This window comes from Streptomyces sp. NBC_01298, from assembly GCF_035978755.1.
Taxonomy (GTDB): Bacteria; Actinomycetota; Actinomycetes; order Streptomycetales; family Streptomycetaceae; genus Streptomyces.
This window is the reverse complement of record NZ_CP108414.1, coordinates 7,947,713-7,967,844: the sequence shown is the minus strand read 5'-3', so window position 1 is coordinate 7,967,844 and position 20,132 is coordinate 7,947,713. Positions and strand designations below refer to the sequence as shown.

Sequence of the window (20,132 nt, the reverse complement as noted above, 5' to 3'; positions counted from 1 at the left end):
TCATCAGCGGAAATCTCCGGATTTCATGCACTCCTGGCGACCATTGTGTGCGCCGTCCGGGTGGTGGCCGCAAGCGGAGCTGCCTACGGTGGCAGTGTGAGCCCTACAACGGCACCGGTCGCGCGAGCCTGGCGCGACGCCCTCGTCGCGGTCCTCGCGGGCTTCGTGGTGATGGCCGTGGTGGCCTCCGCGGGGCTCGCCCTGGCCGGCGCCGGTGAGCTGCCCGGCGGCGCGTTCCCGCACGTGGTGGCCGTCGTCGTCCTGATGGCGGCGGGCGGCTCGGTCGAGGTGACGGGCGGGGCCGGCTTCCTGGCGGATGCCGACGCGAGCCTGTCCGTGCTCCCCCTCTCCGTCAGCCTGGCGGGCGCACTGACCGTCGGCTGGCTCTTCCTGCGCCCCCTGCACAACCGGGCCGTGGCCGGGGCCCGCGAACTCCTCGCCCGCGCGGTGCCCTTGGTGCTCCTGTGGCTGGTGGCGCTGACCGGTGTCGCCCTGCTGTCCCGCCAGAACTTCGCGGTCTCCACCGGCGATTCGGTCCTCGGCGACATCGGCGAAGTCCTCGACGCCGGCCCGACGGTGGGCTTCGAGGCCGCGATCCCCGCCAGTCTCGGCTTCGGACTGCTCTGGATCCTGGGCCTGTTGCTGATCTCCCTGCTGGTGTCCCGGCGCGCGCCGCTCCCGGCGGGTCTGGTCCGCTTCCACGCGGCGGTGCGCCCCGCGGCCTTCGCGGTCGTCGCGCTGCTCCTCGCGTACGTCGTGATCGGGATCGGCGTCGGCCTGGTGGTGGCGGGGACCCGCGGGCACGCGGACCGCACCCTGGCGGTGGTCCTGCTGGGCCTGCCCAACCTGGTCTGGCCCGCCCTGACCCTCGGCTTCGGCGGGGCCTGGGAGGGCCAGGCCGAGGGGCCGTTCGGGCTCCCCGTACCGAAGGTCCTGGACGAGGTGCTGCGCGCGACCGGCCAGGGCTCCGCCCCGGACCTGTCCACCATCGACGTGGCCTCCCTCGCGGAGCGGGACTCCCGGGCGTGGTGGCTCGTGGTGCTCGCCGTCGTCCTGCTGCTCGGCGCCGGCGCGCTGGCCGCCACCCGTTCCCCCGCGCACGTCCGCCCCTGGCAGCACGCGCTCCACCTGGCCGTGGCGCTCGCCCTGGGCACCCTGGTGGTGTGCCTGCTGGCCCGGATCCAGGCCCAGTTCGGGCTCTCCCTGCTGGGCATCGGCGACGCGAGCGACCTCGGCGAGGTGGAGCTCCGCCCGCTGCTCTGGCGTACGGTCGGGTTCGCCTTCCTGGCCGGGGCGGTCGCGGGCTTCCTCGGCGCCCTGCTCCCCCGGCGCCGCCGCAACGAACCCGGCCGCCGGTCCCCCGCCGAGCCCGCCCGGCCCGCCGGCCCCACCACTCCCACCGGCCGCTGACAGGCCGCCGACCGGCCTGCCCGCGCCCACCACCTCCCTCCCCCACCCGTTGCGCCGTTCGAGTGAACAGTCGCAAATCGGCTCATCGGGGGATCGTTTCCGCATGACACGCTCGTCTCCGTGAACATGACCAAAGGCCTGTTCCGGCCGCTCCACGCCGCTGGCCTGATCGCCCTCTCCGCGCTCGCCCTGACCCTCTGCACGGCCCTCCCCACCCAGGCGACCGGCCCCGGCGCCCGCCACCTCTCCGGCGACACCGGCCGCAAGGACGCCTCCGCCCAGGCCGTCTCCGTCAGCAGGGTGTTCTGTCCGCGCGGCACCGCCGTGCAGTCCGGCGGGTACTCCACCACCCACTGGGACCACGGCCGCGACGGCACGCTCCGGCACACCGTCCTGGCCTCCCACCCCGTCGTGGCCGAGGACGGCCGCAGGGGCTGGTACGCTTCCGCCGCCCACGCCGAGATCACGGCCCACGTCGTGTGCGCGCCGTCCCCGGCGGAGGACTAGGCCGTCTCTTTCGGATCTTGCCGGGCCCGCGACGCCTGGCACCGCGCCTGGCCGCACTGCCGAGGCGACCACGTACACCCAGCACGCGAGCGCCCCGACAGCACGCCCAGGCACGGCACCAGACGCCGCGGACTCGGCCGGCAAGATCCGAAAGAGACGGCCTAGGCTAGTGACCTGAGTCTGAGGTTTGTCGTTAGTTCGGCATGAGTCGTCCCGGTCCGAAGATTCCGCCGTTGTCGGTGACTGATGCCCAGCGTGCTGTGCTGGAGGGCTGGTTACGTCGTCGTTCGACAGCTCAGGCTCTGGCTCAGCGGTCGCGGATCGTGCTGGAGTGCGCGGGCGGGCATTCGGTGATGGAAGTTTCGCGGCGGCTTGGGATCGCGCCGGACACGGTCCGCACCTGGCGGCGGCGGTTTCTGGAGCACGGCCTGGACGGGCTGGGCGACGAGCCGCGGCCGGGTGTCCCGCGGAAGATCACCGACGCTGATGTCGAGCGGGTGATCGTCAAAACACTGGAAGAGACGCCGAAGAACGCGACGCACTGGTCGACGAGGTCGATGGCCGCGGCCACGGGAATGTCGCAGTCGACCGTCTCAAGGATCTGGCGGGCGTTCGCGCTGGCTCCGCATCGTTCGCAGACGTTCAAGCTGTCGACGGACCCGCTGTTCATCGACAAGGTCCGCGACGTGGTCGGCCTCTACCTGGACCCGCCGGAGAAGGCTCTGGTCCTCTGCGTGGACGAGAAGTCGCAGATCCAGGCCCTGGACCGGTCCCAGCCGGTCCTGCCGATGATGCCTGGCGTTCCAGAGCGCCGCAGTCACGACTACATCCGCGCCGGCACAACCACCCTCTTCGCGGCCCTGGAGGTCGCCACCGGCAAGGTCATCGGGTCTCTCCACCGCCGCCACCGGGCCGCCGAGTTCAAGAAGTTCCTGGCCAAGATCGACAAAGAAGTGCCGGCGGATCTTCAGATCCATCTGATCCTCGACAACTATGCGACCCACAAGACGCCGGACATCAAGAAATGGCTGCTGGCACACCCGCGGTTCCACCTGCACTTCACACCGACGAGTGCGTCGTGGCTGAACCTGGTGGAGCGGTGGTTCGCCGAGCTCACCCAGAAGAAGCTCAAGCGTGGAGTCCACCGCTCCGTCCAGGCTCTCGAGCGCGACATCCGTTCATGGCTGGCCGACTGGAACGACCAGCCCAAGCCCTTCCTCTGGACGAAGACAGCCGACGAGATCCTCGACAAAGTCGCCGCCTACTGCCACCGAATCTCTGACTCAGGTCACTAGGCCTAGAACACCGGAAGGGCCCACCGGGGCGGTGGCGGTGGCGGCCCGTCCGACGCCCCCGCGGCCGGCGCGCGGACGAAGGCCGCCACACCGACGCCCGGGCCCTCGCCCGCGCCCGCACGGCGCAGCGCCCCCGTGAATTCCAGGCAGCTCCCCCACCGGTCCTCGGGCGCCTTCGCGAGGGCGCGGGCCAGCACCTCGTCCACCCCCGGCGGGAGATCGGGCCTCAGCGAGGTCAGCGGCGGTGGCGGATCGTACTGGTGGGCCCACAGCAGCGCCATGTCCTCGTCCCGCTGGAACGGCGGGACGCCGGCCATCATCTCGTAGACCACGCACCCCAGGCTGTAGACGTCGCACCGCCCGTCGACGGGCTTCCCGGCGATCTGCTCGGGTGCCACGTAGTCGAGGGTGCCGACGAACTGTCCGACGCTCGTGAACCCGGTCAGCGACAGCGACTTCTTCGTCAGGCCGAAGTCCGTCAGGTAGACGTGCTCGGGGTGTTCGCTGTCGGTACCGCCCGCGACCAGGATGTTGCCGGGTTTCACGTCCCGGTGCACGAGGTCGTGGGCGTGCGCCGCGTCCAGGGCCGAGGCGACCTGGCCGGCGATGCGGGCCGCCGCGTCCACCGGCAGCGGGCCCGTCCGGTCCAGCATGGCCCGCAGGTCCTGTCCGGGCACGTACCGCATGGCGATGTACAGCATCCCGTCGGTCTCCCCCGCCTCGAAGACGGGCACGATGTGCGGGTGGTCGATGGCCGCCGCCACCTTCGACTCGTGCGCGAACCGCTGCCGGAAGACGTCGTTGCGCGCCAGTTCGGGCGCGAGGAGCTTCAGCGCAACCGTCCGGTCCAGGCGTACGTCGTGCGCGCGGTACACGACCGCCATCCCCCCGCGCCCGATCTCGGCCTCCACCACGTACCCGGCGATCCGCCGCCCCCGCAGGTCGGACTCGCGCCCGCGGAACGGCTCCGCGGCCGGATCGGAGGCCATCAGCGCGCCTCGGGCCCGGGCAGCCGCACGATCTTCGTGGGCTCGTGCGGAACCTCCGGAGCATGCGGAGCATCCGGAGCACGCGGAACGTCTCTTACGTCGCCCTGGCCCTCGGTGTCGGCTTCCCGCGGCGGTGACTGCGGCGCGGGTGAGGCACCGGGTCCCGCGACGACCGCGTAGGTGGCCAGACGGCTCCCGTCCCCGTACATCCACCGTCCCGCCGTCTCGTCGTAGAGCCACACGGACTCCCCGTCGACGACGACGCCGACGCGCAGTCCCCGCAGGGACCGCCGGAAGGATTCGGGGTCGAGCCGCCCGGCCGCGAGGTCGGTGACGGCCCGCCGGTAGCGCTCCAGTTCCTCGGCGCACCGGGTGAGCAGCGGCTGCGGGTCCTCGACGCGGGTCAGCGGGCGCCCGCCGGTCGGCGGGGGCTGCGGCACGGCGAGGAGGAGGCGTCCGTCCACCCAGGCGGACCAGCCGTTGGCGCACAGGATCTCCCCCCATTCCCCGCGCCGGGACAGCAGCCGTACGGGCAGGAAGGCGTCCAGGGGCACCGTGGGACGCGACAGGTCCGGGGTCTCCCACGCGGGGAGTCCGTCCTGCGGGACGATGTGGGTGGGCCGGAATTCCGCGGCTTGGCCGGGGCTGGTCATCGCGGCTACTTCCGCATGACGGCCGGCTCGTGGCGGCGCAGCACCCGGCCCACGAGGAAGCCGAAGAGCACGGCCAGGCCGGCGAGCGCCGCCACCTCCGTGAGCCACAGACCGCGCTTGTGGTCGAACATCGGGTCCTGCGTGATCTTGCCGGGCACGATGGCGCCGATGTCGATGGTGGCCGACATCGCCCCCATGGCCCAGCGGGCCGGCACGAACCAGGCGAACTGTTCGATGACGGGGACCCCGGTGAGTTTCAGCAGGGAGCCGCAGAAGACGACCTGCACGATGGTGAGCAGGACCAGCAGCGGCATGGTGACCTCTTCCTTGGTCACCAGGGCGGAGATCAGCAGCCCGAGCACCATGGCGGTGACGGACAGCAGGGCGACGACGAGGGTGATCTCGATCAGCGGGGGCATGAAGAGGCCCTTGCCGCCGGGGGCGTTGGTCTTGACCCCGGCGAGACCGACCAGGGTGAGGACCACGGCCTGCCCCACGGTGATGGCGCCGAGGACCACCACCTTGGACATCAGGTAGGCCGACCGGGAGAGCCCCACGGCGCGTTCGCGCTGGTAGATGACGCGTTCCTTGACCAGTTCGCGGACGGCGTTGGCGGCTCCGGTCAGGACCCCGCCCACGCACAGGATGAACAGGGCGTTGAGGGCCGTCTCCGCGTTGAGTTCGCTGCCGGCCAGGGCCCTGGCCATGGCGCCCATGACGAAGGGCAGGGCGACCATGATGATCAGGAAGGTGCGGTCGGCGCTGAGCACGGCGGCGTACCGGCGGATCAGGGTGGAGAGCTGTGAACCCCAGCTCTGTGCCTTGGGCGGCGGCTTCGGCGGGATGCCCGCGGCCCATGCGTCGATTCCCGCGGCCGGGACCCGGCCGGCGACGTCGACGTAGCGGCCGTACAGCGGTGAGGCCCGGTGCTCCCCGGCCCAGTCGCGCTCGCGCTCGTTCTCGAAGGCTTCGAAGGCCTCGGGCCACTGGTCGAAGCCGAAGAAGCCGAGCGCCTCGTCGGGAGGTCCGTAGTAGGCGATGCGGCCGCCGGGCGCGAGGACCAGGAGGCGGTCGCAGACGCTCAGGTTGAGCACGCTGTGGGTGACGACGATGACCGTGCGGCCGTCGTCGGCGAGGCCGCGCAGCATGTTCATCACCGAGCGGTCCATGCCCGGGTCGAGCCCGGAGGTGGGTTCGTCCAGGAAGAGCAGGGAGGGCTTCGTCAGCAGTTCCAGGGCGACGGAGACCCGTTTGCGCTGGCCTCCGGAGAGGCTGTGGATGGGCTGGTCGGCGCGCTGCTGGAGGCCGAGTTCGCCGATCACCTCGTCGACCCGGGCCTCGCGTTCGGCCTTGGCGGTGTCCTGCGGGAAGCGCAGCTCGGCGGCGTAGGCCAGCGCGCGGCGCACGGTGAGCTGGGCGTGCAGGATGTCGTCCTGCGGGACGAGGCCGATGCGGCTGCGCAGTTCGGCGTAGTCCCGGTAGAGGTCGCGGCCGTCGTAGAAGACGGTGCCGTGGTCGGCGGGGCGCAGGCCGGTCAGCGCGCCGAGCAGGGTGGACTTGCCGGCGCCGCTGGGGCCCACCACCGCGAGCAGTGAGGTCGCGCCGACGGGGAAGGAGACGTGGTCGAGGAGGGTCTTGCGGCCGTTGTCCACGGCCACGCCGAGGTCCTGGACGTCGAGGGAGACCTCGCCGGTGTCCACGTACTCCTGCAACTGGTCGCCGACCAGGCAGAAGGCGGAGTGGCCGATGCCGACGATGTCGCCCTCGCCGATGGCGGCGGCCCCGGTGAGGCGGGCGCCGTTGAGGTAGGTGCCGTTGTGGCTGCCCAGGTCCACGATCTCGTACCCGCCGCCGGGGCGGGCGCGCAGTTCGGCGTGGTGGCGGGAGACGACGAGGTCGTCGATGACGAGGTCGCTGTCGGGGGCGCGGCCGATGCGGACCTCGGCCCGGTCGGCCAGCGGGCGGACCGAGGTCGGCTGCCGGAAGGTGCTGGTCATGTCCGGGCGGGAGACCGAGGAGGGCCGGGAGGTGGTGGCGGGTTCGGCGAAGCGGACGCGCGGTCCGTCGGCGGCGCTGCCGAAGCGCAGCTCGCTGCCGACGCCGACGGCCCACTCGTGGACGCGGTGGCCGTCGACCCACGTGCCGTTGGTGCTGTCCTCGTCCTCCAGCGTCCAGTGGTCGCCGTCCGGGCGCAGCACCGCGTGGTGCCAGGAGACGCGGGCGTCGTCGAGGCAGATCTCGCAGAGGGGGTCCCGCCCGACGTGGTACGTCCGGCGGGGGCTCATCTCGGTGGAGCCCCTGTCCGTTTCCAGGAGGAGCTCTGGCGCGGTCGGCACACCGGGGCGCTGGGCCATGGGGCGATTTTCCCACGATCCGGAGCACCCGGCATAACCGCAGGTCAGGCTGGGCTTATGGGTAATGACAACGGTCCCCGTTGCAGCCTTTGCCCATCGCCTCGAGGTGCGCTTCACTTCAGGCGAAGCGGAACGCGCAAGCGACTCGCCACGACTCACGGGGGACACCATGAGCGCGCACGATCACGATCACGCGCCGCACGACCACGCCGCCGCCGGCGTCGTCACCGCCGGCCACCAGGGGCACGAAGGCCCCGATGGTCACGGCCACGGCCACGGCGACGGCCACGCGGGTCACAGCCACGGTGTCGCCGCCGACGCGGACCGGCGCTGGCTCGGCATCGCCCTCGGGCTCATCGCGGGCTTCATGGCCGTCGAGGTGGTCATCGGCGTCCTGGCGCACTCGCTGGCCCTGATCTCCGACGCCGCGCACATGCTGACGGACGCCGTCTCGATCGTCCTCGCGCTGATCGCGATGCGGCTGGCCGCCCGGCCGGCCCGCGGCGGTTTCACGTACGGTCTCAAGCGTGCGGAGATACTCTCCGCCCAGGCCAACGGCCTCACCCTGCTGCTGCTCGCGGTCTGGCTGGCGTACGAGGCCGTACGGCGGCTGCTCGATCCGCCGCCCGTGGAGGGCGGGCTGGTGCTGGTGACGGCGCTGGCCGGGATCGTCGTCAACATCGTGGCGGCCTGGTGCATCTCGAAGGCGAACCGCACCTCGCTGGCCGTCGAGGGCGCCTACCAGCACATCCTCAACGACCTGTTCGCCTTCATCGGCACCGCCGTCGCCGGTCTCATCGTGCTCACCACCGGTTTCCGGCAGGCCGACTCGATCGCCTCGCTCGTCGTGGTCGTCCTGATGGTCAAGGCGGGCTACGGACTGGTCCGCGAGTCCGGCCGCATCCTCCTGGAGGCCGCCCCGGCCCACGTGGACCCGGACACCGTCGGCGACCGGCTGGTCGCGCAGCCGCCCGTCACCGAGGTCCACGACCTGCACATCTGGACCATCACCTCCGGGCAGGCCGCCCTGTCCGCGCACGTCCTGGTGGCCCCGGAGGGCGACTGCCACGCCGTGCGCCGGGACCTGGAGGCGCTGCTGGCGAAGGAGTACGGGATCACGCACACCACCCTCCAGGTGGACCACGCCCAGGACTCCCTGCTCACGGTCGGCCGCCCCGGCGAGGACCGGGAGCCCGACTCGCACTGCGCGGACGCCCACGGCCCGGTCCACCGCCAGGGCCCGCACGACCACTGAGCCGCGGCGCGGGCGGCGGGCCTGCCACCGCCCGGCCCGCCGCCGGCCTGAGCCGCGCCCGGACGGGGTAGGGATCGGGCCATGACCACGAAGCGCAGCGCCGGACTGCTCCTGTTCCGCTCGCGTCCCGGGGCCGGGGTGGAGATCCTGCTCGGCCATATGGGCGGCCCCCTCTGGGAGCGCCGCGACACGGGCGCCTGGGCCATCCCGAAGGGCGAGTACGGGCCCGAGGAGAGCGCGCGCGACGCGGCCCGCCGGGAGTTCGAGGAGGAGGTCGGGCTGCCGCCGCCCGAGGGTCCGTACCTGCCGCTGGGCGAGGTGCGGATGACCAGCGGGAAACTGGTGACCATCTGGGCGGTCCGCGCGGACCTGGATCCGGCCCTCGCGGTGCACGGCACCTTCACCATGGAGTGGCCGCCCAAGTCGGGGCGGATGGAGGAGTTCCCCGAGCTGGACCGGGTGGAGTGGTTCACGCCCCAGGTGGCCAGAACCAAGCTGGTGGTGTCTCAGATTCCTTTCGTGGAGAGGCTGTTGGACGTTCTGGCGAACGAGGGTTGACCTGACCTTTACTTGCCAACAAACCCCACCTGCATGGACATTGCACGTATGACGAACGTCGTGCTGGTGGGAACCCTGGACACCAAGGGTGTGGAGTACGGCTGGCTGCGCGAGAGGCTGCTGCGCGCCGGCGTCGAAGTGATCACGGTCGACACAGGAATCATGGACGAGCCCCGGGTCCCCGCCGACATACCGCGCGAAGCGGTGGCGCGGGCCGCGGGAACGGAACTGTCCGAACTGCGCGCCGCCGCCGACCGGGGTGCGGCCGTGACCACGATGGCCCGGGGCGCGGAAGCGACCCTCTTACGCCTGCACGCCGAAGGCCGGCTGCACGGAGTCCTCGCGATCGGCGGCAGCGGCGGGACCTCCATCGCCACCCGGGCGATGCGCGCCCTGCCGCTCGGCGTACCGAAGGTGATGGTCTCGTCCATGGCGTCCGGGGACGTGGCCCCGTACGTCGGATCCGCGGACATCACGATGATGTACAGCGTCGTGGACATCGCGGGGATCAACAGCGTCTCCGCTCCGGTCCTCGCCAATGCCGTCGCGGCCGTCGCCGGGATGGCCGAGGCCTTCGCACGCTCCGCCCTGGAGCTGCGCCGCCCGGCCCGGCTGGGCTCGGGGCCCCGGCCGCTGATCGCGGCGAGCATGGCGGGCGTGACCACCATCGGGGTGGACGCGGCCCGGGAACGGCTGACCGAGCTGGGCTACGAGGTCCTGGTCTTCCACGTCAGCGGCACCGGTGGCCGGACCCTGGAGACCCTGGCAGGCCAGGGGATCTTCGCGGGCGTCCTCGACCTCACGCTCAGCGAGCTCGCCGACGACCTGTGCGGCGGCATCCTCACCGCCGGTCCCGACCGGCTCAGCGCCGCCGGGCGGGCCGGGATCCCGCAGGTGGTGAGCCTGGGGGCGCTGGACATGGTGAAGTTCGGCCCGATGGAGAGCCTGCCCGAACGGGTCCGCTACCGCCGGGTCCGCGTCCACAACCCCTCGATCACGGTGATCCGTACGACCGGGGCCGAGTGCGCCGAGCTCGGCCGCCGGGTCGCCGCCAAACTCCGTACGGCCACCGGTCCCACGGCCGTCTGCGTGCCCCTGCGCGGGCTGTCCACGCTCGGTGCTCCGGGCGGGCCCTACCACGACCCCGAAGCCGACGGGGCCCTGTTCTCTGCGCTGCGCGACGGGCTGCGGGGCAGCGCGGCCCGGATCTACGACTACGACACCCACATCAACGACCCGGACTTCGGGCGGGCGGCGGCCGACCGGCTGCACTCCATGATCGGAGCACGGGCCGCGGCGGCCTGACCCCCGCCGCGGAAGCACCCCCGACGGGGGCCTCCGACAGGGGCCTCCGACAGGGAACCGGCCGTGGCGGAAATGTGTCCCAGGTGATGGCCGGTCCACGGAACGACCGGCTCCGGGGCGCGGTCACGCCACGGCAAGGGGGAAGGCATGAACGGCGTGTGGTCGGTTCCCGGTTACTCGGAGGTCCGCGAGCTCGGTTCGGGCGCCAGCGGCCGTGTCGTCCTCGCGGTCCACGGGGGCACCGGTACGGCCGTCGCGGTGAAGTACCTGAACGACCGGATGCTCGAAAACCCGGTCTTCGTCCGGGAGTTCCGGGCGGAGGCCCAACTGCTCGGCGCCCTGCGCTCCCCCTACGTGGTCGGGCTGTACGAGTACGTCGAGGCGCCCGGCGGCGCCGCGATCGTCATGGAGCTCGTCGACGGCATCCCGCTGAACGCCCTGCTGAAGCAGTGCGGACGGACCGGCCCGGAGGCGGCGCTCGTGCTGTTGAAGGGCTCCTTGCTGGGCCTGGCCGACGCCCACCGGGCCGGCGTGGTCCACCGGGACTACAAGCCGGCGAACGTGCTGGTCGCGGCCGACGGGACCTCCAAGCTGGTGGACTTCGGGATCGCCACCCCCCTGGGCACGACGCCCGGGGCGGCGGGCACGCCCGCGTACATGGCCCCGGAGCAGTGGCAGGGCCGGCCCGCGTCGCCCGAGGCCGACGTGTACGCGGCGACGGCGACCTTCTTCGAATGCCTCACCGGCCGCAAGCCCTACGACGGGCAGAACTTCGCCGAACTCGCGGTCCAGCACATCGAAGCTCCGGTACCCGAGACCGAGGCGCCCGAGCCGGTGCGGCCGCTGATCCGGCGGGGACTGGCCAAGGCTCCCGAACAACGGCCCCAGAACGCCGAGGCGTTCGTCACGGAACTGGAGTCGGTTGCCCTGGCCGCGTACGGGCCCCAGTGGGAGGAACGCGGACAGCGCAAGCTGGCCGCGCTGGCGGCCCTGCTGCCCCTGCTGTTCCCCTCCGCGGGCGCCCCGGCGCAGGGCACCACCGCCCTGGCCACCACCGTCCTGCCGGCGCCGCCGCCGGGCTGGGCCCCGGGCGGGCGCGGTCTGCTCGCGGCGGGGGCGGCGCTGGTGCTCGGGCTGGTGGCCGTACTCGGCTACCAGGCGGTGGGCTCGGAGCCGCGCGGCGCGCTGGCGCTCAACGCGTTCGCGACGTCGAGCGCGTCGGCGCCGGGCGCGCCCGCGCCGGCGCCCGGACCGAGCCTGTCCGCTTCACCGACGCCGAGCCCGAGCCCGTCCCCGAGCCCGTCCGCGTCGCCGTCGGCCACCCCGAGTCCGCGCTACACGATGCCCACGCCGACAGCCACACCCACGCCGAAGCCGACCTGGACGGTGACGAAGCCGCCGACCCCGACCCCCACGCCGACCCCGTCTCCCTCCCCGTCCGTCAGGATCTCCGCGGTGAGCGTCACCTCCTTCCGGCAGACGGCGCCGGGCACCACCGCGGCCTCCTTCTCCGTCGAAAGCGACGGCGCGGGCCCGTACACCCTGGTCGTCGAGTGGTTCACCGGTGACACCGAGGGCGCCCTGACCGTCCCCGACGGTCGCCAGACCGTCGAGTTCGCCGCCGGAAGCCCCGGCACGCAGACCCTCGCGCACACCTTCGCGCAGGGCGCCGGCTGCTACTGGAGCGTCCGCGCCACCACCAAGCCGGCCGCCGCCAACCAGAGTTCCGTCCAGAGCATCTACATCCGGGGGTGCAAGCCGGCATGAGCGATCCCCACGCCCCGCAGGGCGACGACGACTACAGCGCCACCGTGCTCGGCAGCCACTGGATCACCGGACCCCCCGCGGGCACGGAGCCGACGGCGCGGCTCGACGGCACCGAGCGGCTCGTCCCCGTCGGCGGGGCCGAACGGACCGGCCCCACCGCGCGGTTCGGGGTACCGGTCGGTGCCGTGCCGGACCGGGTCGAGGGCTCGGTCCTGCGCTTCGGACCGGGGGTGACGGCCGCGCTCCCCGCGCCGTTCCCGCTGTACCCGGCCCCGGCCCCCCGCCGACGGCGCGAGTGGCGGCGCTACACCCTGGCGGCCGTGGTCCTGATCGGGGTCCTCTGCTACCTGGGCTGGCAGCGCTACGGCCCGGCCCTGGAGGTCGGGGACGTGGTGGTGTCCACCGGGGCGGCCGACGCCGGGGGGCCCGGCTGTGACGGGACCGCCGATGTGGTGGCCGTCGTACGGACCAACGGGCGGCCGGGGGTGCTCACGTACCGCTGGCTGCGCAGTGACGGGACGCGCTCGGAGCAGCTCAGCGAGCGGGTGCCGAGCGGCCGCAGGGAGGCCCGGCTGCACCTGCTGTGGACCTTCCAGGGCGCGGGCACCTACCCCGCGAAGGCCGAGCTCCAGCTCGTCTCCCCCGAACGGCGGACGGCCGCCGTCGAGTTCACGTACCGCTGCCGTCCCTAGGCCGTTCCTAGACCGTTCCCAGGCCGTTCCCAGGCCGTCCCTAGCGGGAGCCGGCGGCGGGCAGCCGGATCACCGCGAGCCCGCCGTCGAGGTCCACGCTGGAGCGGGGCGGGGCGCCGTCCTCCTCGTCGTCGCGCATGATCAGCGCGCTCTGCCGCTCCTTGAGCTCGTTCTGCTTGCCCGGCGAGAAGCTGGCGTGCAGTTGCTCGAAGCCGGTCGAGGACATCTGTCCCTTGCGGCCGTTCCAGCGCCAGGGCAGCAGGCCGGCGCGGCCCGCGCGCTCCAGCGTGAGGTCGAGGAAGGCGATGGCCGTGAGCAGCAGCGCGAGCCCCGGGAGGGTCATGAAGACGACGAAGGCCATGGCCCGAGCCTAACCCCGGTCCTCCTTTCGGCCAACGGCCCCGGCGCGCCCGCCCGTCCTTACGGCCGGGGCGATCGTGGCCGTGCGGCCGAGGCGCCGCCACCCCCGCTCCTGGTTGACTCGAATGTGTTGGCGAGGGCATCAGGGATGCGGCCCTCACGGCACCCTTGCTGCCACGTTCCAGCCGGCGATACACCCCAACGGAACGTGGCCGTCCCGCACGGATGCCAAGTCCGCGCGGGAGGCCCGCAGCCGCTTTGGGGAGTGGCTGCGGGCCGTTTCCGCCTGCCCGTCCGTGGCGGGCGGCGGCTCGGTTCCCGCTCCTTCCTCAGAAGCGGGCGTGCGCGGTGATGTCCGCCGCGAACTCCCCCGTCATCGCCGGGGTCACCGTCGGCCGGCCCTGCGCCACCGCCTCCAGGTAGTCCTCCGTGCTCGCGCCCAGCTGGGCGGCCGCCGCGCCGCGCGCGCCCACCGCCTCCAGGTCCCGCTCGAAGGACACCTGCGCCGCGATCCGCGCCGCGTGCTCGATGTCGGCCGGGGTGAACAGCTCGCTCGCCGCCACCAGCGCCGCCACGTCCACATCGGGACGGCCGGCCGTGTACCGGGCCCAGATCGCGGCGCGGGCGCCCGCGTCGGGGGTGCCGATCGGGATCAGGTAGTCGAAGCGGCCGGGGCGCAGGAAGGCCGGGTCGAGGGAGCGGATGGAGTTGGTCGCGCAGACCAGCAGCCGTTCGTCGCCCTCCCGGAAGCCGGGTATCAGCTTGAGCAGCTCGTTGGTCACCCCGTGGATCCCGCCGGGCTGGGCGGGCTCGGTGCGCACGGGCGCTATCTCCTCGACCTCGTCGATGAAGACGAGGACCCGTTCCAGCTCGGCGATGCGCGCGAACGCGTCGCGCAGCGCGGTCGCGAGGTTGCCCTCGTCGGCGAGGCGGGAGGGCAGCAGTTCCACGAAGGGCCAGCCCAGCCGGGAGGCGATGGCCCGGGCGAAGGTGGTCTTGCCGGTGCCGGGCGGGCCGAAGAGGGTGATGGCGCGCGGCGGCCGCACCCCGTGCGCGGCGGCCCGCTCGGGCTCGGCGAGCGGCAGCACCACGCGCCGCTCGATGAGGTCCTTCTCCGTCTCCATGCCGGCGACCTTGGTCCACAGGTCGTTCGGCAGGAAGCGGCCGCCGAGGTCGTCGAGGAGACCGGCGGCCGGACCGTGCAGCGGCTCGGTCTTCTCGAAGTAGGCGACGGCGGGCTGCCGCGTGTAGCCGGCGTTGAGCAGGCCCTCGCCGAGCAGGTCCTCCTCGGGCAGGACGTACGCGATGCGCCCGACGCGGGCGGCGATGAGCCGCCGCTCCAGCTCCACGAGCAGCGCGCTGGCCAGGCCCCGGCCGCGCCAGCCGGCGGCGATGGCGATGCGCATGACCCAGGCGCGTTCGCCGCTGACGCAGGCGAGGGCGGCGCCGATGGGGACGCCCTGGTGGACGGCGACCACGCAGGGCTGCCGGTCGGTGAGGGCGCTGATGCATTCGGCGAGTGAGAAGACCGACTCCTGGCCGAGTTCGGCCGTGGTGTCGATCAGATGGACAACGGCCGCGAGATCGCTCTCGCGGTAGTCGTGGATCAGCCAGTTCACCGGGTACCGCCCCTCGTTCGTGCTCCTGCGTGCCAGCTGCGCACCTTGCTGCCGCGAGGCTAGGGGCGGGCGGGCCGCTTGATCACGCTCCGTCGTGCACAACACCCGGTCCGGGAACCCTCCGTATCGTCCATAGACTGGTGCTTTCCGCCCGAACCGCTGCCCGAGGATCGTCAAGCTTTCATGAGTTCCCACATATCCAGCGCCGCCGGCGCCCGTCGGCCGTACCTCGTGTGGCTGGTTCCGGTCCTGTGGACCCTGGCGCTCGGGGTGTGGGGGCTCTCCCGGCAGAACAGCGTGTGGCGGGACGAGGCGGCGACCTGGCAGGTGGCGGAGCGCTCCCCGGGTGAGATCTGGCACCTGCTCGGCCAGGTGGACGCGGTCCACGGCCTGTACTACCTGCTGATGCACGCGCTCTTCGAGGTGTTCGGGGCGAGCACGACCACCCTGCGCCTGCCCTCGGTGCTCGCGGTGGCGGTCGCCGCCGGCTGTGTGGCGCTGATCGGGCGCCGGCTGGCGGGCCCGTGGGCGGGGCTGGCCGGCGGGCTGGCGCTCGGGCTGCTGCCGGCCGTGCAGTTCCAGCTCCAGGAGGGCCGGTCGTACGCGCTGATCGCGGGCGGCGCCGGACTGTCGACGCTGCTCCTCGTCTCGCTGGTTACGGCCGCCGGAGCCGGCACCGGAGCCCGTCCCGGGCGGCGGACGTGGCCGCGCTGGACGGCGTACGGGGCCCTCGTGCTGGTCTGCGCCCTGCTGAACTGGTTCTCCCTGCTCATCCTGCCCGCCCACGCGGTGACCCTGTGGTGGGCGCGGGCCGGGCGCCGTGTCGTGGCGCCCTGGCTGCTCGCCTCGGCGGCGGCCGTGGCGGGGGCGCTGCCGCTGATCCTGTTCAGCCGGACCCAGGCCGGGCAGGTCTCCTGGATACCGCCGCTGACCTGGCACATGATGATCGGCCCGGGCGTCCTGCTGGCGGTCGGCGCTCTGGCCGCCCGGGCGGACCTCCGGGGCGGGCCGCGCACCCGGCTCCCGGCCCGGCTGACGGCGGCCTCGGTCGGCCTGCCGCTGCTGGCGGTGCCCCTGCTGGGGCTCGCCGCCGCCTCCCTGATCCAGCCGCTGTTCCTCGACCGGTACGTGCTGTTCTCCATGCTGGGTCTGGCCCTGCTGATCGGAGCGGCGCTGGGCGCGGCCGTACGGGCCCTCGCGCCCCGGTACCCGAGGGCGTCGGGCGCGCTCGTGCCGGTCGTGGTCGCGGTCTCGGCGGTGGCGCTGCTGCCCGTGGCGCTGGCCGACCGGTCTGCGGCCAGCCGGGTGGACGACGTCCTGGCGGTGGCCGGGGAGGTGTCCGCCCTGAAGCGCGACGGCGACGCCGTGCTCTTCGTCCCGGCGGCCCGGCGGGACACCGCACTGGTCTCGCCCGGGGCGTTCGCCGGCCTCAAGGACATCGCGCTGGTCCGGAGCCCTGCGGAGTCGGGGACCCTCAAGGGCGAGGAAGCCGCCCCGGCACAGATCTCGGCGGCCCTGCGGGAGCAGCGGCGGGTCCTCCTGGTGACGGACTCGGGGAAGAAGGCGAAACCTTCGGGCTCCCCGGCGGACCGGGCGAAGGCGGCCGTGCTGCGGGCGGAGTTCACCGTGGTGGAGGACCGGCAGGTCCGCGGCCGCCGGGTGACGGTGTACGAGCGGCGCGGCTGACCCTGCGACGACAGGCCCAGGTCGTCTGGAAAGAGACCGCCTAGGCCGCCGGCTTGCGGTCCACCGGGGTGGGGACCTCGAGGGGGCCGCCGCCCCGGCGGCGGGGTCCGGACCAGGGCGCGGGCACCGCGTCGATGCGGTAGGCCAGGGCGTAGGCCACCGCCTCGTAGTTGACGCGCCAGCCGCGGAAGTGCGGCCAGGCCTGCTCCGGGTCGCGGGCCATGGTCACCCCGCGCTCGCGCATCCGTACGACCCCGTCGAGGAACTCCTCGTAGGTCAGCTCGATGGGGTCCTCCGGCAGCGGATCCGGGTCGTAGGCGATGCCCTCCTCGCGGGCCAGGACGCGCACGATCCGCGGCAGCTTCGAGCGCATGGCCCGGGGCGTCACCAGGGCCTGGGTGACCGAGACGAAGGCACCGAGGACCACGAGGAACCCGGCGACCGAGCTGACCACCCGCACGCTGCGCCCTCCGCCTCGCAGTGACCCGCCGGGCGACGGTCTCGCCCGGCCACCTCAGGTCCCCGTGCCCCCGACTACCTCATATCCCCGCGCCCGCGGCCAACGGGCGGCGCCCATTCGGTCGGCGGCCGGTCACGGCCGCCCCGGAGCCCGGCCCCGCCGCCGGTCCGGTGACCCGGTGATGCCCCGATTCACAGCGGATCCACAAGGATTTCCCGGCCCCGGTCACAGGTTCCCCGGCGAGGCTCCGAGCATGATCCAGCGCCTCCCCTCCCGATCGGACCGCCGCCCCCGCGCCCGTGCCCGTGGCCGGCGCGCTTCCAGGGTCCTGCTCGCGCTGGCCGTGATGACGGCCCTGATCGGCATCGACCTCCCCGACGCGCTCGCCGAACCGCCGCTCGGGGTCACGAGCACGGCCACGGCCGATGCGACGTCCGCGCGGGTCGGCGCGCTGTTCGCGGGCGGCCTCGACGGCGGACACTTCTGCACCGCGTCCGTGGTGCGGAGCGAGGACCGCGATGTGATCGCCACGGCCGCGCACTGCCTGGGCAGTCTGGACACCACCTACTTCGCCCCCGGCTACCGCGACGGCGAAGCTCCGTACGGCCTGTGGAAGCTCACCGGCACCTACGTGGCCCCGGGCTGGACGGACGGCGAGGACCCCGACGCCGACATCGCCTTCGCGACGGTGGCCCCGGTGGACGGCGAGCGGGCGGACGGCGAGCAGGCTGACGACCGGCGGATCGAGGACCTGGTCGGGGGCTTCCCCGTCGCGGCGGTGCAGCCGGCCGGCGCCACGGTGGCCGTCGTCGGCTACCCGAGCCGCGACGAGTCCCCGCTGTACTGCGCCAATACCACGACCCTGTTCTCCGGAACCCAGCGCCGCATCGAGTGCCCGGACCTCAGCGGCGGCACCAGCGGCAGCCCCTGGCTCGTCGACGGCGCCCTGGCGGGCGTCCTCGGGGGCTACGAGGGGGGCGGGACCGTGCCGGAGGTCTCGTACAGCGCGGTCATGGGCGACCAGGCGGTGGAGCTCTACCGCGAGGCGTCCGACAACGGCTGAGCGGGGGCCGCGAACCAGGTCGGCTCGTCCCGCAGGGCCTGGCGGATCCGGTCCACCGCGAAGGACTCCAGCGGCTCCGGCAGCGCGTCCGGTGCGAACCAGGCCACCTCCAGCGACTCGTTGTCGTTGACCCGCGCCTCGCCGCCCGTGGCCCGGCAGCGGAAGGTGATGTCCTGGAACTGGCAGACGTCCCCGTTCGGATAGGTGATCGGCGGCAGCATCTGCACCAGCACCACCCGGTCCGGTACGCACCGCACGGCCGTCTCCTCGTACACCTCGCGCACCGCCGTGTCGGCCGGCTGCTCCCCCGGCTCCGCGATCCCGCCGACGACCGACCAGCGTCCGGTGTCGGCGCGCCGGCCCAGCAGCACCCGCCCCTCGTCGTCGACGACGACGGCGGTCACCCCGGGCAACAGCAGCAGCTGGTTTCCGGCGGTGGCGCGCAGGGTGCGGATGAAGTCAGGTGTGGTCATTCCCCGACCCTACGGACCTTACGAGGCCCTGCGCATCCGGCGTACGAAGGTCCAGCCGAGTCCGCCCGCGGCGACGGCCAGCAGGAGGTACTCGGCGAGCGGGCCGAAGCGGGTGGCGGGCGTTTCGGCGGACCGCAGCGGGATCTCCGCGACCAAAGCGTCGGCGGTGAACATCTTGGTCTGCTGGACGATCTCGCCGTCGGGGCGGATCACGGCGCTGACCCCGCTGGTGACGGGCACCAGGACGGTCCGGCTGTGCTCCACGGCCCGCACCCGGTCCATGGCGAGCTGCTGGTAGGTCATCTCGGTGCGACCGAAGGTGGCGTTGTTGCTGGGTACCGCGAGGACCTGGGCGCCGGCCCGGACGGTGGAGCGGACGGCGTCGTCGAAGGCGGCCTCGTAGCAGGTGACCATGCCGACTCCGCTGCCCGCCATGTCGAAGACCCCGGGCTCCTTGCCGGGGCCGAAGTCGCGCCGCACCCGGTCCACGTCGGAGCTGAAGAGCCGGACGAAAGAGCGCATCGGGATGCGCTCGCCGAAGGGCTGGATCTTGCGCTTGTCGTAGGTGTCGACGGGTCCCTTGACCGGGTCCCACAGGATCATCGTGTTGCGCAGCGGGCCCGTCTCCGGGGCCAGTACGGACCCGATGGCGACGGGCACGCCGATGGTCTTGACCGCGTTGTCGATGACGGCGTAGGCGTCGGGCTCGGCGTACGGGTCGATGTCGGAGGAGTTCTCCGGCCAGACGACGAAGTCCGGCTTCGCGACCTTGCCGAGCTTGACGTCCTCGGCGAGCTGGATCGTGCGGTTGGCGTGGTTGTCCAGGACCTGGCGGCGCTGGGCGTTGAAGTCGAATCCGGCGCGGGGCACGTTGCCCTGGATGACGGCGGCCACCACGGTGCCGTCCTCGGCCGCGTCGGAGACCAGCGGCCGGGCGGCCAGCGCCCCGGCGAGCGGGGCGGCCACGGCGGTGGCGGCGAGCAGCGCGGCGGTGGCCCGGCGGGTGTCGGCGCCGACGCGCAGGGCCTCGTACAGCCCGAATCCGCACAGGGCCACGGCGAAGGAGAGCAGCGGCGTGCCGCCGAGCGCGGCGAGCGGCAGGAAGACCCCGTCGGGCTGGCCGAAGGCGAGTTTGCCCCAGGAGAAGCCGCCGAAGGGGGCGCGGGCGCGCAGTGCCTCGCCGGCGATCCAGACGGCGGCGCCCCACAGCGGCCAGGCGGGGAGCCGGCTGACGAGGGCGATGCCGAGGGTGGTGAGGCCGATCAGCAGGGATTCGAGGGTGACGAGCGCCAGCCACGGCACCGGGCCGACGCCCTCGCCGGTCCAGACGAGCAGCGGCAGCAGGAATCCGAGCCCGTGCAGCACGCCGAGGCCGAACCCGGCCCGCGCGCGGCGCCCGTACAGGCACCCGCCGAGCAGGGCGAGGGCGAGGGGGGCCACCCACCACAGGGGGCGGGGCGGGAAGCTGAGGTAGAGGAGCACTCCGGAGAGGACGGCGAGCGCGGGCCGCGCGAGCCGGCCGGCCAGGCGCCTCAGGGGGGAAGCCGCCACGGGCTCCCGCACCGATGCCCGTCCTTCGTCGTTCGGGGCTTCGGTCCCGGCATCGGTCCCGCTGTCGTTCCCGGCTTCGTTCCCGGCCGCGCGGGTCGCACTGCTGCTCATCTGGCGGAGTGTACGTCCCCTGCC

The 20,132-nt window shown here is 73.3% G+C and carries 18 protein-coding genes; 10 read left to right on the top strand and 8 right to left on the bottom strand.

Features of this window, described 5'->3' with window-relative positions; translation table 11 throughout:
• The first annotated feature begins 96 nt into the window (after positions 1-96).
• From OG730_RS36450 to OG730_RS36440, 3 genes are all read left to right on the top strand, one after another.
• Positions 97-1,410, top strand: a complete 1,314-nt coding sequence (locus OG730_RS36450; protein WP_327308257.1) for a streptophobe family protein — start codon at positions 97-99, stop codon at positions 1,408-1,410.
• A 120-nt stretch (positions 1,411-1,530) separates the two neighbouring features.
• Positions 1,531-1,917, top strand: a complete 387-nt coding sequence (locus OG730_RS36445; RefSeq protein WP_327308256.1) for a hypothetical protein — start codon at positions 1,531-1,533, stop codon at positions 1,915-1,917.
• 203 nt (positions 1,918-2,120) lie between these two features.
• Positions 2,121-3,212 (top strand): IS630 family transposase, encoded by a 1,092-nt coding sequence (locus OG730_RS36440; RefSeq protein ID WP_327302643.1) that lies wholly within the window; start codon positions 2,121-2,123, stop codon positions 3,210-3,212.
• A 2-nt stretch (positions 3,213-3,214) separates the two neighbouring features.
• On the opposite strand, the gene OG730_RS36435 is transcribed toward OG730_RS36440, so the two are convergent.
• The 3 genes from OG730_RS36435 to OG730_RS36425 are packed head-to-tail and all read right to left on the bottom strand — an operon-like array spanning position 3,215 to position 7,208.
• A complete protein-coding gene (locus OG730_RS36435; protein WP_327308255.1) occupies positions 3,215-4,201 on the bottom strand; it encodes a serine/threonine-protein kinase in 987 nt (328 codons plus the stop codon).
• Positions 4,201-4,854: a hypothetical protein gene (locus tag OG730_RS36430; protein WP_327308254.1), complete on the bottom strand. Its 654-nt coding sequence runs from the start codon at positions 4,852-4,854 to the stop codon at positions 4,201-4,203. Before OG730_RS36430 ends, OG730_RS36435 begins: the two co-directional genes overlap by 1 nt.
• Positions 4,855-4,859: 5 nt before the next feature.
• The gene (locus OG730_RS36425) at positions 4,860-7,208 is read right to left on the bottom strand and encodes an FHA domain-containing protein (protein WP_327308252.1); all 2,349 of its coding nucleotides are present in this window, start codon (positions 7,206-7,208) and stop codon (positions 4,860-4,862) included.
• Positions 7,209-7,377: 169 nt separating this feature from the next.
• Between OG730_RS36425 and OG730_RS36420 the strand changes: the two genes are divergently transcribed.
• The 5 genes from OG730_RS36420 to OG730_RS36400 all read left to right on the top strand — a co-directional run bounded on the left by OG730_RS36420 (position 7,378) and on the right by OG730_RS36400 (position 12,785).
• On the top strand, positions 7,378-8,463 hold the full coding sequence (locus tag OG730_RS36420) for a cation diffusion facilitator family transporter (protein ID WP_327308251.1): 1,086 nt from the start codon (positions 7,378-7,380) through the stop codon (positions 8,461-8,463).
• Positions 8,464-8,544: 81 nt separating this feature from the next.
• A complete protein-coding gene (locus OG730_RS36415; RefSeq protein WP_327308250.1) occupies positions 8,545-9,021 on the top strand; it encodes an NUDIX hydrolase in 477 nt (158 codons plus the stop codon).
• Between the two features lie 48 nt (positions 9,022-9,069).
• On the top strand, positions 9,070-10,326 hold the full coding sequence (locus OG730_RS36410; RefSeq protein ID WP_327308249.1) for a Tm-1-like ATP-binding domain-containing protein: 1,257 nt from the start codon (positions 9,070-9,072) through the stop codon (positions 10,324-10,326).
• Positions 10,327-10,473: 147 nt separating this feature from the next.
• A complete protein-coding gene (locus tag OG730_RS36405; protein WP_327308248.1) occupies positions 10,474-12,093 on the top strand; it encodes a serine/threonine-protein kinase in 1,620 nt (539 codons plus the stop codon).
• Positions 12,090-12,785 (top strand): hypothetical protein, encoded by a 696-nt coding sequence (locus tag OG730_RS36400; protein WP_327308247.1) that lies wholly within the window; start codon positions 12,090-12,092, stop codon positions 12,783-12,785. The genes OG730_RS36405 and OG730_RS36400 overlap by 4 nt, the downstream gene beginning before the upstream one ends.
• Before the next feature lie 40 nt (positions 12,786-12,825).
• Here OG730_RS36400 and OG730_RS36395 read toward each other — a convergent pair whose 3' ends face one another.
• Together OG730_RS36395 and OG730_RS36390 are read right to left on the bottom strand one after the other, a co-directional pair.
• Complete coding sequence (locus tag OG730_RS36395) at positions 12,826-13,146, bottom strand: DUF6191 domain-containing protein (protein WP_327308246.1); 321 nt, start codon at positions 13,144-13,146, stop codon at positions 12,826-12,828.
• A gap of 328 nt (positions 13,147-13,474) precedes the next feature.
• Positions 13,475-14,764: an ATP-binding protein gene (locus OG730_RS36390; RefSeq protein ID WP_327308245.1), complete on the bottom strand. Its 1,290-nt coding sequence runs from the start codon at positions 14,762-14,764 to the stop codon at positions 13,475-13,477.
• 183 nt (positions 14,765-14,947) lie between these two features.
• Between OG730_RS36390 and OG730_RS36385 the strand changes: the two genes are divergently transcribed.
• Complete coding sequence (locus tag OG730_RS36385) at positions 14,948-16,450, top strand: glycosyltransferase family protein (RefSeq protein WP_327308244.1); 1,503 nt, start codon at positions 14,948-14,950, stop codon at positions 16,448-16,450.
• Between the two features lie 40 nt (positions 16,451-16,490).
• Here the strand turns inward: OG730_RS36385 and OG730_RS36380 are convergent, their stop codons facing one another.
• Positions 16,491-16,910 (bottom strand): hypothetical protein, encoded by a 420-nt coding sequence (locus OG730_RS36380; RefSeq protein ID WP_327308242.1) that lies wholly within the window; start codon positions 16,908-16,910, stop codon positions 16,491-16,493.
• Between the two features lie 253 nt (positions 16,911-17,163).
• On the opposite strand from OG730_RS36380, the gene OG730_RS36375 reads away from it, so the two are divergent.
• Positions 17,164-17,973: a trypsin-like serine peptidase gene (locus OG730_RS36375; protein WP_327308241.1), complete on the top strand. Its 810-nt coding sequence runs from the start codon at positions 17,164-17,166 to the stop codon at positions 17,971-17,973.
• Here the strand turns inward: OG730_RS36375 and OG730_RS36370 are convergent.
• Positions 17,946-18,446: an NUDIX hydrolase gene (locus OG730_RS36370; RefSeq protein WP_327308240.1), complete on the bottom strand. Its 501-nt coding sequence runs from the start codon at positions 18,444-18,446 to the stop codon at positions 17,946-17,948. The two genes, OG730_RS36375 and OG730_RS36370, sit on opposite strands and share 28 nt — an antisense overlap.
• Before the next feature lie 18 nt (positions 18,447-18,464).
• Positions 18,465-20,108, bottom strand: coding sequence for an apolipoprotein N-acyltransferase (gene lnt / locus OG730_RS36365; RefSeq protein WP_327308239.1), 1,644 nt, complete (start codon positions 20,106-20,108; stop codon positions 18,465-18,467).
• Between the last annotated feature and the right edge of the window lie 24 nt (positions 20,109-20,132).